This window comes from Lautropia dentalis, from assembly GCF_003892345.1.
GTDB lineage: Bacteria > Pseudomonadota > Gammaproteobacteria > Burkholderiales > Burkholderiaceae_E > Lautropia > Lautropia dentalis.
Window position 1 is genome coordinate 916,421 of record NZ_RRUE01000001.1, and the last position, 14,077, is coordinate 930,497.

Annotated in this window: 13 protein-coding genes; 11 read left to right on the top strand and 2 right to left on the bottom strand. The window is 67.6% G+C overall.

Annotated features, from left to right (window positions below):
• The first annotated feature begins 18 nt into the window (after positions 1-18).
• The 9 genes from trpB (at position 19) to EHV23_RS03615 (ending at position 10,260) form a co-directional block, all read left to right on the top strand.
• Positions 19-1,221, top strand: coding sequence for a tryptophan synthase subunit beta (trpB, locus tag EHV23_RS03575; RefSeq protein ID WP_125094746.1), 1,203 nt, complete (start codon positions 19-21; stop codon positions 1,219-1,221).
• Positions 1,222-1,226: 5 nt separating this feature from the next.
• Positions 1,227-2,111, top strand: coding sequence for a tryptophan synthase subunit alpha (gene trpA / locus EHV23_RS03580; RefSeq protein ID WP_125094747.1), 885 nt, complete (start codon positions 1,227-1,229; stop codon positions 2,109-2,111).
• A gap of 333 nt (positions 2,112-2,444) precedes the next feature.
• Positions 2,445-3,377 (top strand): acetyl-CoA carboxylase, carboxyltransferase subunit beta, encoded by a 933-nt coding sequence (gene accD / locus EHV23_RS03585; protein ID WP_125094748.1) that lies wholly within the window; start codon positions 2,445-2,447, stop codon positions 3,375-3,377.
• Positions 3,378-3,417: 40 nt separating this feature from the next.
• A complete protein-coding gene (folC, locus tag EHV23_RS03590) occupies positions 3,418-4,782 on the top strand; it encodes a bifunctional tetrahydrofolate synthase/dihydrofolate synthase (RefSeq protein WP_125094749.1) in 1,365 nt (454 codons plus the stop codon).
• Entirely contained in the window at positions 4,782-5,732 is a 951-nt protein-coding gene (locus EHV23_RS03595) for an SPOR domain-containing protein (protein WP_125094750.1), read from the top strand. The genes folC and EHV23_RS03595 overlap by 1 nt, the downstream gene beginning before the upstream one ends.
• Before the next feature lie 49 nt (positions 5,733-5,781).
• Positions 5,782-6,291 (top strand): CvpA family protein, encoded by a 510-nt coding sequence (locus tag EHV23_RS03600; RefSeq protein ID WP_125094751.1) that lies wholly within the window; start codon positions 5,782-5,784, stop codon positions 6,289-6,291.
• Between the two features lie 141 nt (positions 6,292-6,432).
• The gene (gene purF, locus EHV23_RS03605; protein ID WP_125094752.1) at positions 6,433-7,899 is read left to right on the top strand and encodes an amidophosphoribosyltransferase; all 1,467 of its coding nucleotides are present in this window, start codon (positions 6,433-6,435) and stop codon (positions 7,897-7,899) included.
• Positions 7,900-8,078: 179 nt separating this feature from the next.
• Positions 8,079-9,512 carry an O-succinylhomoserine sulfhydrylase gene (locus tag EHV23_RS03610; protein WP_238990257.1) on the top strand — a complete coding sequence of 478 codons (1,434 nt, stop codon included), beginning with the start codon at positions 8,079-8,081 and terminating at the stop codon, positions 9,510-9,512.
• 316 nt (positions 9,513-9,828) lie between these two features.
• Positions 9,829-10,260 carry a rhodanese-like domain-containing protein gene (locus EHV23_RS03615; protein WP_125094753.1) on the top strand — a complete coding sequence of 144 codons (432 nt, stop codon included), beginning with the start codon at positions 9,829-9,831 and terminating at the stop codon, positions 10,258-10,260.
• Between the two features lie 180 nt (positions 10,261-10,440).
• Here EHV23_RS03615 and EHV23_RS15165 read toward each other — a convergent pair whose 3' ends face one another.
• Positions 10,441-10,590, bottom strand: coding sequence for a hypothetical protein (locus tag EHV23_RS15165; RefSeq protein ID WP_158615820.1), 150 nt, complete (start codon positions 10,588-10,590; stop codon positions 10,441-10,443).
• A 56-nt stretch (positions 10,591-10,646) separates the two neighbouring features.
• Between EHV23_RS15165 and EHV23_RS03620 the strand changes: the two genes are divergently transcribed.
• Both EHV23_RS03620 and EHV23_RS03625 read left to right on the top strand, forming a co-directional pair.
• Complete coding sequence (locus EHV23_RS03620) at positions 10,647-11,843, top strand: RCC1 domain-containing protein (RefSeq protein WP_158615821.1); 1,197 nt, start codon at positions 10,647-10,649, stop codon at positions 11,841-11,843.
• A gap of 66 nt (positions 11,844-11,909) precedes the next feature.
• On the top strand, positions 11,910-12,578 hold the full coding sequence (locus tag EHV23_RS03625) for a carbonic anhydrase (protein WP_125094755.1): 669 nt from the start codon (positions 11,910-11,912) through the stop codon (positions 12,576-12,578).
• Between the two features lie 127 nt (positions 12,579-12,705).
• Here the strand turns inward: EHV23_RS03625 and EHV23_RS03630 are convergent, their stop codons facing one another.
• The gene (locus tag EHV23_RS03630; protein WP_125094756.1) at positions 12,706-13,833 is read right to left on the bottom strand and encodes an enoyl-CoA hydratase/isomerase family protein; all 1,128 of its coding nucleotides are present in this window, start codon (positions 13,831-13,833) and stop codon (positions 12,706-12,708) included.
• Positions 13,834-14,077: the final 244 nt, after the last annotated feature.

Consider the following 14,077-nt stretch of genomic DNA (forward strand, 5'->3'; position numbering starts at 1 on the left):
GAACGTGGATCGATGACGATGGTTTCCTACGATTTCCCCGATGAAGCGGGGCACTTCGGCCCTTATGGCGGGCTGTTCGTGTCCGAAACGCTGATCAGCGCCCTGGCGGAGCTGCGCGAGGCCTATGAGCGCTTCCGCAACGACCCCGATTTCCAGGCCGAGTTCCGTGACGAGCTGGCCCATTTCGTGGGCCGGCCCAGCCCGGTCTATCACGCCAGGCGCTGGTCGCAGCTGCTGGGCGGGGCGCAGATCTACTTCAAGCGGGAAGATCTCAACCATACCGGTGCACACAAGATCAACAACGCCATCGGCCAGGCCCTGGTGGCCCGCCGCATGGGCAAGACCCGGCTGATCGCCGAAACCGGTGCCGGCCAGCACGGCGTGGCCACCGCCACGGTGGCGGCCCGTTACGGGCTGGACTGCACGGTGTACATGGGCTCCGTCGATGCCGCCCGCCAGCGTCAGAACATCTACCGGATGAACCTGCTGGGGGCGAAGGTGGTGGAGGTCGAGTCGGGCTCGAAGACGCTCAAGGACGCGCTCAACGAGGCCATGCGCGTGTGGGTGACGAATGTCGATGACACCTTCTACATCATCGGCACCGTGGCCGGCCCGCATCCGTACCCGATGATGGTGCGCGACTTCCAGGCCGTGATCGGCCAGGAGTGCCTGACGCAGATGCCCGAGTACGCCGGCCGCCAGCCGGACGTGGTGATCGCCGCCGTGGGCGGTGGCTCCAATGCCATCGGCATCTTCCATCCCTACATCCCGTACGAAAACGTGCAGCTGGTCGGGGTGGAAGCGGCCGGTCACGGGCTCGATTCGGGCCGGCACGCAGCCTCGCTGCAGCGTGGTGTGCCGGGGGTGCTGCACGGCAACCGCACCTATGTGCTGCAGGATGCCGACGGCCAGGTCATCGAGACACACTCGGTGTCGGCCGGGCTGGACTATCCGGGCGTGGGGCCCGAGCATGCCTGGCTCAAGGACACCGGCCGGGCGCGCTATGTGCCCATCGACGATGAACAGGCACTGAAGGCGTTTCACGACTGCTGCCACATCGAGGGCATCATCCCGGCGCTCGAATCCAGCCACGCGCTGGCCGAGGCCGTACGCCTGGCGCCCACCATGGGCAAGGACCAGATCATCCTCGTCAACCTGTCGGGCCGGGGTGACAAGGACATGCACACGGTGGCCCAGCAGAGCGGCCAGCAGTGGGGGTGAGCGCCATGACAGATACACGCAACAACGGACAGCACACGCCGGAAGCCGTTGCCGGGCAGAATGGTTCACCTCGCATCGCAGCCGTCCTGGCCGAACGGGCGAAGGCCGGCCGGGCTGCGCTGGTCCCCTATGTGACGGCCGGCTTTCCGCAGCCGGACCTGTCGCTGGACGTGCTGCGGGCGCTGGTGGCGGGTGGTGCCGACATCATCGAACTGGGCGTGCCGTTCTCCGACCCGGCGGCCGACGGCCCCACCATCCAGCGCGCCAATGACCAGGCGCTGGCCGCCGGCATGAGCCTGGCGAAGGTGCTGGCCCTGGTGACCGAGTTCCGTCGCGAGAATGCGCATACCCCCATCGTGCTGATGGGTTACTGCAACCCCATCGAGGCCATGGGCCTGCAGCGCTTTGCCGATGCTGCGGCCCAGGCCGGGGTGGATGGCGTGCTGGTGGTGGACTGCCCGCCCGAAGAGGCGCAGGACTACGCGGCGGCGCTGCGGCGTCACCGGATCGACCTGATCTATCTGCTGGCGCCCACGTCCACGCCGGCGCGTTACCGGCTGGTGGGCGAGATCGCCAGTGGCTATGTCTATTATGTGTCGCTCAAGGGCGTGACCGGCGCCGGCCATCTCGATACCGATGCGGTGGCGCGGGCGCTGCCGGCCATCCGCGAGGCGGTTCGCCTGCCGGTGGGCGTGGGCTTCGGCATCAAGGATGCCGCCACGGCCGCGCGTGTGGCGGCCTTTGCCGATGCGGTGGTGATCGGCAGCCGGCTGATCGAGGTGCTGGAAACCGGCGAGCCGGCCGGTGCGCCGCAGCGGGCGCAGGCGTGGCTGGCCGGGGTGCGCCAGGCCATCGATGCCGTGCCGCCGCGCAAGGCAGCGTCGGCCTGACGGGCTACCGGCGGGGTCCGTCCGGCGCGGGGCGGGGTTGGCATGCCGTTCGGGCCGCAGTGCCAGAACGTTGTCCCGGAGCCTCGCCGGCAGGTCATGCCGGAGTCGGCCCGAAGGGAATTCCCCTTTGGGCGTCCTGACTGTTCGAGGCCATCGAGGATCCTGCGGCCCCACCGCCTTGTCCTGCACGCCCAAAGGGGTTTTGCAGGGAAGAACACGCCCACCACATCCCCTGAAGCTGGCCCCGATTCTGTTTTATCATGCCGCCCATGCTGTTCCGGCACGGGGCGGCATCTTCCTATCCCTACTGCCAACCAACAGGAAGCAGAATCCATGAGCTGGCTTGACAAGATCCTGCCCCCGGGCCTGAAGCGCTCCAACAGTTCGTCGCGCGCCAAGCAGGTGCCGGAGGGACTGTGGGTCAAGTGCCCCGCGTGCGATGCGGTGCTGTACTCCACCGAGCTGGAAAAGAACCTCAACGTCTGCCCCAAGTGTGACCATCACATGCGGCTGCGGGCCCGGCTGCGGCTGGAGCGCCTGCTGGACGCCGATGGCCGCCAGGAGCTGGGTCAGGAGGTCCGGCCGGTGGACGCGCTGAAGTTCAAGGACTCGAAGAAGTACACCGACCGCCTGTCGCAGGCCAGCAGCAATTCCGGTGAGACCGATGCGCTGGTGGTGATGGAAGGCACCATCGAAGGCCGGCCGGTGGTGGCGGCATGCTTCGAGTTCGACTTCATGGGTGGCTCGATGGGTTCAGTGGTGGGCGAGCGCTTCGAACGGGGCGTGGAGCGCGCCATCGAGAAGCGTTGCCCGTTCATCTCCATTGCGGCCTCGGGCGGGGCGCGCATGCAGGAGGGCCTGCTGTCCCTGATGCAGATGGCCAAGACCACGGCGGCGCTGAGCCGGCTGGGCTCGGAGCGGCTGCCGTACTTCTCGGTGCTGACCGACCCGACCATGGGCGGTGTGTCGGCCAGCTTTGCTTTCCTGGGTGATGTGGTGATTGCCGAACCCAACGCGCTGGTGGGCTTTGCCGGCCCGCGCGTGATCGAGCAGACGGTGCGCGAAAAGCTGCCCGAGGGCTTCCAGCGGGCCGAGTTTCTGCTGCAGAAGGGCGCCATCGACATGATCGTGCATCGCAAGGACATGCGCGAGACACTCTCCGACCTGGCGGCGCTGCTGCAGAAGCGGCCGGCGCTGGTGCGTGAGACGCCGGCCGATGCGCTGACGCCGGATGCCGGGGCGGCAGCGGCCGAGGTGCCGGCCTGAGCCTGTTTCCTGCCCGAAAGTCCTCTGTTCGATCCTGACCATGCCTGCCTTCACGCTGCCCACCACCCTGGATGCCTGGCTTTCGCTGCTCGAAACCCGCCATGTGCGCCCCATCGATCTGGGGCTCGAACGGGTGGGGCAGGTCTGGCGGCGGCTCGGTGTCTCACTGCCCGGGGTCAAGTTCGTCGTGGGGGGCACGAACGGCAAGGGTTCGACCTGCGCCATGCTCGAAGCCATCCTGCTGGCGGCCGGCTACCGGGTGGGCTGCCACACCTCGCCGCACCTGATCCGCTTCAACGAGCGCATCCGCATCAATGGCGAGGAGCTGTCCGACGAGGCGCTGCTGCCGCTGTTCGAGCGGGTGGAGCTGGCGCGCGGTGATGTCTCGCTGTCGTACTTCGAGTTCACCACGCTGGTGATGCTGCTGGCGTTTTCCGGACAGCTACTGGATGCGCTGGTGATGGAGATCGGCCTGGGTGGACGGCTGGACGCGGTCAATCTGGTCGATGCCGACTGCGCCATCGTCACCAGTGTCGATATCGATCACGCCGACTGGCTGGGTGACAACCGCGAGGCCATCGGGCTGGAGAAGGCCCATATTTTTCGTGCCGGCAAGCCGGCCATCTGCAGCGATCCGCACCCCCCGAAAAGCCTGATCAGGCACGCCGAAACCATCGGTGCCGACCTGTGGCTGCTCGGGCGCGACTACAACTATGCGGGCGACCGGCAGCAGTGGTCGTGGAGCGGGCGCGGGGCACGGCGCAGCGGCCTGGCCTATCCGGCGCTGCGCGGGATGAACCAGCTGCTCAATGCCTCCGGGGCGCTGGCGGCCCTGCAGGCGGTGCGCCCGCAGCTGCCGGTGGGGGCGCAGGACATCCGTCGTGGTCTGGCGCTGGTGGACATTCCCGGGCGCTTCCAGGTCATGCCGGGCCAGCCGACCATCATTCTGGACGTGGGGCACAACCCGCATGCGGCCGGCCATCTGGTGGCCAACCTGGGCAACATGGCCTATCACCCCGAAACGTACGCCGTGTTCGGCATGATGGCCGACAAGGACATCGACGGCGTGATCGCCCACCTGCGCAACCATGTCGATCACTGGATCTGCTGCGATCTGCCGGGGCCGCGGGGCGCCAGTGCGCAGATGCTCGAAGACTGTCTGCATGCTGCGGGCATCACCGACCTGAAGGATCCGAAAAAGGGCATCAACCGGACTGTGGTGTGCAGTACCACGCCGGACGAAGGTTTGCGTCTGGCGCGCAGGCAGGCTGACCTGAATGATAGAATCCTCGTCTTTGGCTCGTTCGTTACCGTTGCGCAGGCCCTGCCGGCGGTCAGGGAGCAACTTCAGGAACCGCCGCAGGCGTTTCACGACGCCACCCAGGAAATCTCCCGCCCACACTGATGTCGCGTCCGAAATCCCGTACCGGCTCCGACGCCGCTGCCGATCCGCTGCTTCCCGAGAAGAAAAAGGCCCGCCAGCGGCTGGTGGGTGCCATTGCGCTGTGTCTGCTGGCCGCCATCGTCGTGCCGATGCTGCTGGAGTCCGAACCCCGCACCGGCCTGCGTTCACTGCCCATGACGGTGGAAAACGCCACCGAAACCACCCGGGCCGACCGTCCGTGGGTCACGCCACCGCAAACCGGCGACACCATGAGCATGCCGGATCAGGTGGTGATGGTCGACGAGGGGGCCGCCGCCCGAGGCTCTTCCCAGGCCATGCCGCAGGCACCCGGTGACCTGCCGGGCGCCCGCCTGCCCGGACTGGGCGCCGACGAGGCTGCCGGTGGCGAGGGGATGGACGCCGCCACCGGCCAGACGCCGGATGCTTCCCGCACCGCGGCCGCGGCCCGCCAGGCTGCGGAGGCCCGCCATGCGGCTGGCCGGGCAGCCGAGGCGCAGGCCGCCGCTGCCCGCAGGGGGCAGCCCGGCGCTGCCGCTGCACCAGCCGGCCAGCCGGGCGCTGCTGCAACACATTCTGGTGGCGCACAGCCGCTGCCCAAACCGCTGCCGATGGCCCAGGCCCGCCAGTCTGCGCCGGCCGACCGGCCTGATGTGCTGGCCCGCCTGATCGACCAGGTGGATGCCCCGGCCAAGGGGGGCAAGACGCCGCCCGCCCAGCAGCAGCGCCGCTTCCTCGTGCAGGTGGGGGCCTACAGCAATGTGAAGAGCGCCCGTGCCGCCGTCGACCGTGTCAGCCGGGCAGGCTTCACCGCCTATCAGGAAACCGTCAAGTCCGGCAATGCCGACTGGATCCGGGTACGTGTCGGCCCCTTCGGCTCCCGCGAGGATGCCGAGCGGGCCCAGCAGGCCCTGAAGCAGGCCGGCGTGACCGCCGCGCTGATCGCACTCTAGTCATTTCGTCATTCCATTTCCCGTCATTCCTCCCGGAGCAGAACATCCCATGTCCACCTGGTTTGCCGACGCGACCCTCTGGGACTGGACCATCGGCGTGGTGGCCCTCCTGTCCATCGCCCTGGGCCTGTGGCGTGGCTTCATCCGCACGGCATTCGGGCTGGCCGCCTGGGTGATCGCCTTCCTGTTCACCGGTCTGGTGGCCGGTGCGCTCCGGCCCTGGGTGGCCGGCATCAGCATGCCGCCGGTGGTGCTCGAGGTGCTGGTGTTCCTCGTGCTGTTCATTCTCTGCAAGTGGGCGGGCTTCATGGTCAGCCGGGCGATGCGTGCCATCGGCCTGGGCGGGCTGGACCGCTTCTTCGGGGCGGTCCTGGGGGCTGCCCGCGCCGCGGTGATCGTCATGGTGCTGGCCATGGCCGCCACCATTGCCATCAACCAGGGGGTGGCGCCCCCGGGGCTCTCCTGGCAGAAGGCGCACGCCAGGCCGCTGCTGGATGCGCTCTCGGCCGTAGGCTTCCAGTTCCTGGCGCAGAATGCGCAGGGGGCCCGCGGGGCCTGACGGCGCTCCCCGCAGATTCCGGCAGGGGTGGCGCCAGCACCCGCTGCCAGCAGTTTTCAGCCGGGCAGGGTGGATGGCGGCAGCCCTGCCGGCCGTGCGAATGGTCGAGCCGTTCCTTTCTGCATCGAGGTGGGGACCGATATGTGCGGAGTTCTGGGTCTGGCGGGGCAGTCGCCCGCCAATCAGCTGTTGTATGACGGACTGCTGCTGCTGCAGCACCGGGGGCAGGATGCTGCCGGCATTGCCACCTGCAGTGGCCGCAACTTTGCGGTGCACAAGGACAGTGGCCTGGTGCGCGATGTCTTTCGTACCCGCAACATGCGGGCGCTCCCGGGCAACACCGGCATCGGCCATGTGCGCTACCCCACGGCCGGATCGGCCGTCTGTTCGGAGGAGGCCCAGCCCTTCTATGTGAATGCGCCATTCGGCATCACCTTTGCCCACAACGGCAACCTCACCAACACCGAACAGCTCAAGCAGGAGCTGTTCCAGCGCGACCGTCGCCACATCAACACCGATTCCGACTCGGAAGTGCTGCTCAACGTGCTGGCACACGAGCTGGACAACGAGGCCCGCGGTGTGTCGCTCGACCCGGACACCATCTTCCGGGCCGTGGCCACCCTGCATCGTCGGGTGCGCGGCGCCTATGCCTGCGTGGCCGAGATCTCCGGCTACGGCCTGCTGGCCTTCCGTGATCCCATGGGCATCCGGCCGCTCTGCTATGGCGTGGCCGAGGCACCGAATGGCCAGACCGAATATCTGATCGCCTCCGAATCGGTGGCGCTGGAGGGCATGGGGTTTCGGCTGGTGCGTGATCTGGCGCCCGGTGAGGCCGTGTTCATCGACATGGACGGCAACTTCCACAGCCGCCTGTATGAACAGGCCGGCCCGCTCACGCCCTGCATCTTCGAGTACGTCTACTTTGCGCGTCCCGACTCGGTCATCGATGGCGCCTCGGTGTACGACGTGCGTCTGAAGCTGGGCGAGAACCTGGCCGAAACGGTGGCCCGGCAGATGCAGGCCGGCGACATCGATGTGGTCATTCCCATCCCCGAGACCTCGCGCCCCTCGGCCATGCAGCTGGCCAGCCGGCTGGGCCTGAACTACCGCGAGGGCTTCATCAAGAACCGCTACGTCGGCCGCACCTTCATCATGCCCGGCCAGTCGGTACGCCGCAAATCGGTGCGCCAGAAGCTCAACGCCATGAGCATCGAGTTTCGGGGCAAGAACGTGCTGCTGGTGGACGATTCCATCGTGCGTGGCACCACCTCGCGCGAGATCGTGCAGATGGCCCGCGAGGCCGGTGCCAACAAGGTGTTCTTCGCTTCGGCCGCGCCCCCGGTGCGTTTTCCCAACGTGTACGGCATCGACATGCCCACGCGCAGCGAGCTGATCGCCCACGAGCGCGACGACGAGCAGATCCGCGAGGCCATCGGTGCCGACGCGTTGGTCTACCAGTCGATCGACGCCATGAAACAGGCCGTGCTGGATGCCGGCACCCACGCCCGCCAGTTCGAGGCTTCCTGCTTCGACGGCCAGTACTGCACCGGGGATGTCACGCCCGAATGGCTGGCTGCGCTGGAGGCCAGCCGCAGCCGGGCGGGGTGAGGTGGGTTGGCCCATCAGGCTTGCAGCGGGGACGGGCCAGGTTGTCGGGGAATGTGTTCATGACACGCTCCATGGTGTGCTGATAGTCGTTTTTCGCATATCGGCGGCGGCGTGCTGTTTGCTTCCGGAGTAACCTGCACACGCTGAACCCTCTTTTCTTCGTTTTTTACGCTTTCATCATGTCTGCAGATTCTTCCGCTTCCGGCAAGCCCGCTGCCGCGGCTGCTTCCCATGCAACGTCCGCCACCGGCCATGCGGCACCGGTCGCTTCCGGTGGTACATCCTCCGCCGGCCGCGCGGCACCGGCTGTTTCAGGTGATACATCCGCCGGCCACACGGTCCCGGGTGTTTCAGGCACGACACCTTCCGCCAGCGATGCGACAGTGGCTGCATCGGGCCGGGCTCCCTGGCAGGTGCGTCTGGCCGGCGTGCAGCCCGAGACGCTGGCGGTCCGTGCCGGCTACGACGCCGGCCCCTATGGCGAGCACACCGAGCCCATCTATCTCAGCTCCAGCTTCATGCACGACGATGCGGCCCATGCGGCGGCCAAGTTTGCGGGCGAGGTCGATGGCTTCATCTATTCGCGCTTTCGCAATCCCACCGTGCGGGTCTTCCAGGACCGGCTGGCTGCGCTGGAAGGGGCTGAATCCTGCATGTCGGCTGCGTCCGGCATGGCGGCCATCCATGCGGTGATCATGAGCCTGACCGGGGCGGGGGACCACATCGTCTGTTCGCAGGCCGTATTTGGTACCACCGTCAGCGTGCTGGGGCTGTTCGAGCGCTACGACGTCAGCACCACCTATGTGAAGATCGACGACCTGGCTGCGTGGGAGGCCGCCATCCGGCCCGAAACCCGCTTCCTGTTCGTCGAAAGCCCGGCCAACCCCTCCACCGAGATCGCCGACATCCGCGCGCTGGCCAGGCTGGCCCACGACCGCGGCATCCTGCTGGTGGTGGACAACACTTTCTGCACCCCGGCCCTGCAGCAGCCGCTGAAGCTGGGGGCGGACATCGTCGTGCACTCGGCCACCAAGTACCTCGATGGCCAGGGACGCGTGATGGGGGGCGCCGTGCTGGGCTCCAACCCCTACATGAAGGAAAAACTGGAGCCCGTGCTGCGCCACACCGGCCCGGCACTGTCGGCCTTCAACGCCTGGATCCTGCTGGGTGGCCTGCAGACGCTGCCGGTGCGCATGCGTGCCCAGTCCGACAACGCCCTGGCCGTGGCCCGCTGGCTGGAAGCCCAGCCGGGCGTGAAGCGCGTCTTCTACCCCGGTCTGGAAAGCCATCCGCAGCATGCACTGGCCGTGTCGCAGCAGAGTGGCTTCGGCCCGGTGCTGGCCTTCGAGGTCCAGGGCGATACGCCCGAGGTGGCGCGCCAGCATGCCTGGGCCGTGGTCAACGGCTGTCGCGTCATTTCCGTCACGGCCAACCTCGGAGACGTGAAGACCACCATCACCCATCCGGGCAGTACGACGCACGCCCGAATGAGCCCCGAAGCCAAGGCGGCCGCCGGTATCGGCGAGGGGCAGCTGCGCATGGCCATCGGGCTCGAATCGCCTGACGATATCTGCGCCGATCTGGCCCGCGGGCTGGCCCACGTGGTGTCCTGAGCGCCTGGGAGCCTCTGCAACAGTCTGCGAGCGTTTTGGCTCCCTTGCCCCGCGCGCGGGGGCTGCATTGCGTGGGGCAATGTCATGTTCAGGATACGTAGGGTGTGGCCCACAACCCGGGTTCCGGCTGGCACAAAGGCTGTACCATGGCCAACGCCGGCCACCCGCTGACGGGCTGGTGGTGCCTGCTGCTGCCAGCCTGCTCCTGTCGTCCGCCTGGCAATGGCTGCCGCCGCCGGGCGACGCCGCCCGGGCGTCAGTTTCCGGGGCCTTGGCCTGCGGGTGATGGCCGGCGTCTTCTTTCAAGGAAAACCTCATGCCGATTCTTTCCCGTGCTCCCTCCCGCCTGCTGACCGCCTGCGCTGCGGCCGCGTTCCTCACCGCCTGCGCCGCCCAGGCCGGCAGTACCGATGCCTCCGCCCCGACCGGCCATGAGCATGCCGCAGCTTCTGCCCAGGGGGCCGTACAGTCGCCGGCCGCCACCGAGGCGAAGGCCGTCTGGGTCGACGTGCGTACGCCGGCCGAGTACCAGGCCGGTCACCTCGAAGGTGCCCACAACATTCCGGTCGAGGACATCGTCAGCCAGATCCACACCGTGGCCCCCGACAAGAACACCCCGGTGATGCTCTACTGCAAGAGCGGACGGCGTGCCGAGCGGGCCCGTCAGGCCCTGACGGCCGAAGGCTACACCCACGTCGAGAACCGCGGCGGCTACGAAGACCTCGTCAAACAGCTGGGCGCGCAGTAAGGCGACCCGTCAACAGTGCACTACAGCCACGCACCGCAGTCACGCACTGCGGTTGCGTCCCAGCTGCCCGGAAGTGCACCGCAGGGCCAAGCGCGCCAGCTGCGTCAATCACGCCAGCTGCGCCGATCACACCAGCTACGCCAATCACACTGGCTGCGCCAACCACGCCAGCCATGTCAGTTACGCCAGCCGCTCCACGGCTGCCACCCCCCTCCATTGTTGTTTTTCCGTGCCATGCGCCGTCGCTGTCCGGGCACGCCCAACGCCGGCCGGCTGGCCAGTACCGCCGCTGGAACGGGCTGCATCCGGTGCACCGGCGGCGTCTTTCATGCCGCCACCCACAATGCTGCTTCCAACACATCGGGATTCGAACAGGGAGCAGGACAATGGCGTTGCTGGCGGCAAAAACTCAGCGTGTGCTGGCCACAGGGGTATACAGCGGTCTGGCCGTGACCGCGCTGCTCGGCGCAATTGCGCTGGGCAATGGGGTGCGGCTGGCGCTGACGACGCCGCTCACCGCCGTCAGTTCCTCGCCGCAGCCGGCGGTCACGGCGCGCATCGACGCCGAACCGCTGCGCGAGGTACCCACCGGCCTGCTCGGCGAGGTGGCCGGCGTGGCCCAGGCCCGTGACTTCACGCTGGTGCTGGGTGCCGACGGTCGCCTGTGGGCGCGCGGCCTCAACACCCGCGGCCAGCTGGGCGTGGGCATTGCCCAGACCGTGGTGGCCGATTTCCTGCCGCTGCCCGGCCGTGAATATCAGGCCGTGGCCGCCGGTGGCTCGCACGCGCTGGCCCTCGACCGTCATGGCAACCTCTGGGTCTGGGGTGACGACCGCTACGGCCAGCTGGGCAATGGCCAGACCAGCCACGCCCCGCAGGATCGCCCCATCTGGATAGCACGCGATATCGTGGCCATTGCCGCCGGTGACCGCCACAGCCTGGCCGTGCGCCGCGATGGTACGCTGCTGGCCTGGGGCGAGAATCGCTGGGGCGAAGTGGGCAATGGCGCGCAGGAGGTGGTCACCACCCCGACGCCGATCGGCCAGGGCTTTGCCAGCGTGGCCGCTGGTGCCGGCTACTCGATGGCCATCGACCGCAAGGGTCGCCTGTGGGCCTGGGGCCGCGGCGAGGGTGGCCGGCTGGGCACGGGCGATGAAAAGGACCAGTCACGCCCGGTGCAGATCGGCGAGAACTTCAGCAAGGTCACGGCCGCCACCGCCCAGTCCTTTGCCATCCGTCGCGATGGCACGCTGTGGGCCTGGGGCAGCAACCTGCTGGGCCAGCTGGGTGACGGTACCCGTGAAGACCGCCTGTCGCCGGTGCAGATCGGCACGGGCTTCACCTCGGTGGCCGCGGGGGGGGCCCATACCGTGGCGCTCAAGCGTGACGGCAGTGTCTGGGCCTGGGGCAGCAACGGCTTCGGCCAGCTGGCCGACACGAAACTCGACGACCAGCTCAAGCCCACCCGCGTGGCCCAGGGCTACGACTTCATTGCCGCGGCCGGTGGCGCCTCGGTGCTGGCCCGCCGCAATGGTGTGCTGCGCATGGCAGGTGCCGGTCCGGCACCGTCGCTGCGTCCCTGACCCGCGCTAATCCCTTCCTGCAGAATGGGTTAATATCGGCAGATCCATTGCTGTTTCTGCCACACCATGATTTCTGCCATCGAAGCTCTCAGAATCCTGCAAGACGGCAACCGGCGTTTCGTGGCCGGCCTGGGAGGCGTGGCGCTGGCCACCAACCAGGCACGCCGGGCCCAGCTGATCATGGGGCAGCAACCCTTTGCCGTGCTGCTCGGCTGTGCCGATTCCCGCGTTCCCGGCGAGCTGGTGTTCGACCAGGGGCTGGGGGAACTGTTCGTCATCCGCGTGGCCGGCAACATCGTCGCCCCGTCCCAGATCGGCAGCGTCGAATTTGCCGTCGAACGCTTCAGCACCCGGCTGGTGGTGGTGCTTGGGCATTCCGGCTGCGGTGCCATCTCTGCCACGCTGGAAGAGCTGAAACTGCCGGCCCGTGGCCGCTCGCCCAACCTGCGTGCCGTGGTCGACCGCATCCGCCCGTCGGTCGAGCCCCTGCTCGAAACCGAACTGGCGCACGACCCGGAACGTCTCAAGAAAATGGCGGTGCGCGCCAACATCCGCAACGCTGCCAATCACCTGCGTCACGGCTCGCCCATTCTCGAACACTGGATCGAGCACGAGGGGCTGCTGGTGGTGGGTGCCGAGTATTCGCTCGAAACCGGCATGGTCGACTTCTTCGACGGCATGCCGGACATGGGCCAGGATCCGCTGCCCGATCTGCCACAGGCACAGCAAGTCTGAGCCACGCAAGCACGGACCGGGCACCCGATTCCGAAGCAATCGCCCGGTCTGCGCCGGAGTGGCGGACGCCTGCCCGGCTTCCGGCGCCATCTCCGCGCCAGCCCGCCGCCCGGTGCTGGTCTGGTGCTCAGCGCCAGCCCGACAGCGGGTGTGTCCCGTCGTGGTGGTCGCGGAAGTGGCTTTCGATGAAGGACGATGCCACCGCATCCAGTGTGGGCGGCTGCCACTGGGGCTTTTTGTCCTTGTCGATCAGCAGTGCCCGTACCCCCTCGGCAAAATCGTGCGCCGCGCAGCAGCTGATGGCCACGTTGTATTCGATGCGGAACACGTCGGCCAGCGAGCGGTGACGGCAGCGCTGCTGCAGCTCCCAGGCCAGCGCGGCCGAGGTGGGGCTGCCCCGGCGGAAATTCTCCACGGCCGTGGCCAGCCACGGATCATCATGGACCGGCAGCGCCAGCAGACGCTCGGCCGTGTCCTTCAGGCTGGCCATGCCCACGGTCTTGCGGATCAGGTCGAAGTGCTGGCGCAGGGCCGAAGGGGCCCGTTCGGCCTGGTTCCCGTTCTCGTGGGCGTCCAGCAGCCGGGTCATCTGTGCCTTGTTTGCCGCCGTGTCGGTACCCCAGCGATGACGCAGGATGTCGTCCAGCACGGCCTGCCGCGAGCTGTCGTCCAGACAGAAATCGGCCATGCCGGCAAAGAGCGCATCCGAGGCATTCATCGGCGCCGCGGTCAGGCCCACGAACAGCCCGGCCCGCCCCGGAAAGCGGTTCAGGAACCAGCTGCCGCCCACATCCGGAAACAGCCCGATACCGATCTCCGGCATGGCCATCCGCGTCTGCGGCGTCACCACCCGGTGCGAGGCACCCGCCAGCAGCCCCACGCCGCCTCCCATCACGATGCCATGCCCCCAGCAGAGCAGGGGCTTTGGACAGGTATGGATGCGATAGTCCAGCGCATACTCGGTAAAGAAGAAATGCTGCGCATAGGGGTTGGGCCGGTTGCCGTATTCGCGGATGGAATGGTAGAGATCGCGAATATCAGCACCGGCGCTGAAAGCGCGCTCACCTGCGCCATCCAGCACGATGGCCACCACGTCCGGATCCCGGATCCAGCTCTTGATCTGGCGGTTGAGCTGCTCGACCATGTCCAGCGACAGGGCATTCAGCGAGGCCGGGGCATTCAGCGTGGCGTGGCCGATGCGCCGGCCGTCTGCCGTGGCGGGTTCCCGAAAGATGATGACGTTGTCTGCCGACATGAACGTGTCTCCCGAACTAGAGAATCGAACCAGGGAATGTGAGTGTGCAGTCATGTTAAACAACTGCGGGCCCCTTTGTCCGCGCCGGGGAAAACCGGAGGGCGGCAGAATGCTAAACTTGTTCAAATTGCCCCCGTCGGCGCGCAATCAGCCGGCGTTGCCATGGCGCCAGCGCGTCCGATGGGTCTGTTTTTCGATCCGCGTGCCGGCAGACAGGTCCATGACGCGCTCCGGGAGAATGGCA